The sequence below is a fragment of the Rhizobacter sp. P2_H2 genome (assembly GCF_056403375.1).
Genome location: NZ_JBFUFP010000642.1, coordinates 1 through 3,167, shown reverse-complemented (window position 1 = coordinate 3,167; position 3,167 = coordinate 1). Strand labels below are relative to the sequence as shown.

The window sequence follows — 3,167 nt, the reverse complement described above, 5'->3', positions numbered from 1 at the left end:
AGGTGGGCTCGATCGAGGTCGGCAAGCTGGCCGACCTGGTGCTGTGGAAGCCGGCCTTCTTCGGCGTGAAGCCGTCGCTGATCCTGAWGGGCGGCTTCATCGCGGCGGCCGCGATGGGCGACCCGAACGCATCGATCCCGACGCCGCAGCCGGTGCACTACCGGCCGATGTTCGGCTCGTTCGCCGGCGCGATGCACGACAGCTGCGTCACCTTCGTCTCGAAGGCCGCGCTGACAGCGGGCGTGCCCGAGAAGCTCGGGCTGAAGAAGCGCGCGGTGGCGGTGAGCAACACGCGCAGCATCGGCAAGGCCGACATGGTGCACAACGGCTTCACGCCGAAGATCGAGGTCGATCCGCAGACCTACGAGGTGCGCGCGGATGGCGTGCTGCTGACCTGCGAGCCGGCGACGGTGCTGCCGATGGCGCAGCGGTATTTCCTGTTCTGACGATCCGGTCGCCAATGAAAAAGCCCCGCCGAAGCGGGGCTTTCGTTCATCAGATCAGCAACTGATCACAGCGACCCCAGGAACGCCAGCAGCGCCTGGCGATCCGCCGTCGACAGCGCCGCGAAGCGATTGCGGGCGTTGGTGGCTTCACCACCGTGCCACATCACCGCCTCGGTCAGCGTGCGGGCGCGGCCGTCGTGCAGGTAGCCGACCTTGCCGGCCGTGCCCATCACACGGTCGGTGTAGCCGATGCCCCACAGGGCCGAGGTGCGCCACAGGTTGCCGGCGGCCGTGCCTTCGACATAGTTGTCGGCCATGTCAGCCCCCATGTCGTGCAGCAGCAGGTCGGTGTACGGCTTGATGCTCTGGTTGCGCAGCTCGGCGAGCGGATGACCGGAGCCGGTCTTCTGGTCCGCCACGTGGCAACCCGTGCAGTTCGCCGCCTTGAACACCTTCGCGCCGTTGGCCACCTTGACCGGGTCGACGTCCAGGTCCGCCAGCGGTGCCACGCCCTTCGGGAACCCGCTCACCAGGCTGCGCTGTGCCGGAACGGCCAGCAGCTGCAGGTAGCGCGAGATCGACTGCAGGTCGGTCTCGGACAGGCCGCGCTCGCTCTTCGTGCGGCAGGTCGGCAGGCCCGACAGGCAATCGCGGCTCGGGTACACCGGCGTCGTCACCGACATGTCCTGCAGCAGGGCCGATGCGGCTTGATGGCGCAGGCTGAACTTGCCGGCCTTCCAGCCGAAGCGGCCCAGGCGCACGTCACCGGTTTCCGGGTCGAACACGAAGTTCGCCTGGCCCTTGATGCCGTCGGCGTCCGCGGTGGTGCGGGCACGCGCCAGGATGTCGGTTTCCGGAATCGCTTCCAGCAGGCCGGTCCCCAGCATCGGCTGCGCCGAGCGCAGCGAGACGACTTGCGGCGTCGGGCCGTCGAAGGCCAGCTTGGGCTTGCGCAGTTCCACCGACGTGCCGTCGGCCAGCTTCACGGTCTGGGTGTCGAAGCCTGCGACGCGCACGCCGTTGCCCCAGTCCTGCGGCGTGCCGTCGGCACCGCGGGCGTTCATCTGCACCCCCACGCCGTAGCGCGAGTCGGGCACCTGCTGGCCCTGGGCATTGATCGCCGCCGTGTGCACCGACATCGAGTCCAGGCGCTGGTTCACAGCGGCCGGTGCCGGGCTGCGGCCGTTGTTCACGTGGCACGCGAAGCACGACGACTGGTTGTAGCGCGGCCCCTGCAGGCCCACCAGCGCATCGAAGCGGTCGTTGCCCGGCTCGTTGTGCTCGCCGGTGAACATGTTGGTGTGGATCGCACGGCGCCCTTCGACGAAGCGCTGCATGTTCTGCATGCCGACGTTGATGTGCGGCTGCTGGAAGATGAAGGTTCCGTTGTCGGCATAGTCGTACGACAGCGAGCCGGTGCCGCCCTGCAGCGTCTCGGCCGGCAGCGGCGCGTTCATCAGGCGCGGCTGCACGCCGTACCAGGGGCGCAAGCCCGTGCCGACCACGTAGGTCCATTCACCCGCGTAGTAGCGGATGCCGCCGTTGTCGCCCTTGGCCGCCATCGCCTCCTTGGTCGAGAAGAACGACGGGGAGACCTCGATCACGTCGCCCGCCACCAGCGGACGTGCCGGCACGTTCCTGCCGTTGGGCATGCCGTCCGCACCGATGTCGCCATGGCCGGGGTAGTCCTTGACGGTCAGGCTGCAATCGTTGTTCAGGATGCTGTTGCTGAACAGCCTGCCGTTGGGCGGGTAGGCCACCGGCGGGCAGATCGTGACCTTGTCGTTCACCAGCTGGCCCGGGTTCATCCAGCCGTAGCCGGTGACGCCCACGCGATCGAACGCACGGAACCACGCCACGCCGCCCGGCAACTGGTCCTGCGTGAAGTAGTGGTTGACGCGCAGCGTCGGCGCGGTCACGCCGGCGACCCGGCTGTTGTCGATGATCTCGAAGCCCCAGGTGCGGTTCTTGAAGTAGTTCGGCACGAAGGTCAGGAAGTTGCCCGGGCCCTTGTCGACCGGGTTGCCGTTCGCGTCGACCGTCTCGTTCGGGCCCTGCCCGATCTCGTTCCAGTCTTCACCGCGCTCGCGGCCGTGGCGGGCCAGGCCTCGGATACCGAAGCGCGTGACCAGGGTGCCGTCGGCCAGCGTGAACTGCAGCGTCTCGACCGGATCGACCTGGGTCGGCAGCGGTGCCATGCCGGCGCCGCTGGTCGGTGCCTTCAGCGGCGCGGTGGCCACCGTCGGCATCGTGTTGTCGGAGCCCGGCGTCTTGAATTCGGCTTCCCACAGCGAGTAGCCGTACTGCGTGCCGCGTGCCACGCCCTGCAGGCGCACGTAGCGCGCGTTGACGCCGAGGTTGTAGAACGCCTCGGTGCCGCCCTTGCCGTTGCTGACGTAGCGCACCTGCGACCAGTTCTGGCCGTCGTCGGAGACCTGCAGCGCGTACTCCTTGCCGTAGGAGTTCTCCCAGCTCAGCTTCAGCGCGCCGATCTGCGTCTTCTTGCCGAAATCCCACTGGATCCAGGCGCCGTCTTCCTGCTTGCTCGACCAGCGCGTACCGAGACTGCCATCGATCGTGTTGGTGGCGGGCATGCCGCCGTTCTCCAGCGCCGACGAGGTGGCGGTTGCCGGCTTGATGACGACGCCGGGGTTGCTGACATCGGGTGCGGGCGCGGGGGCAGGTGCGGGCGCCGGGGCCGGCGCGGGAGCGGGGCTCGGA

At 68.5% G+C, this 3,167-nt stretch carries 1 protein-coding gene and 1 pseudogene; one reads left to right on the top strand and one right to left on the bottom strand.

What is annotated here, in order from left to right; all coding sequences use genetic code 11:
- Positions 1-446: pseudogene (gene ureC / locus AC1D15_RS23930) on the top strand (urease subunit alpha); the annotation flags it as partial.
- 65 nt (positions 447-511) lie between these two features.
- Here the strand turns inward: ureC and AC1D15_RS23925 are convergent.
- Positions 512-3,167 (bottom strand): di-heme oxidoredictase family protein (locus AC1D15_RS23925; protein WP_477827936.1); only part of this gene is annotated, 2,656 nt, incomplete at its 5' end.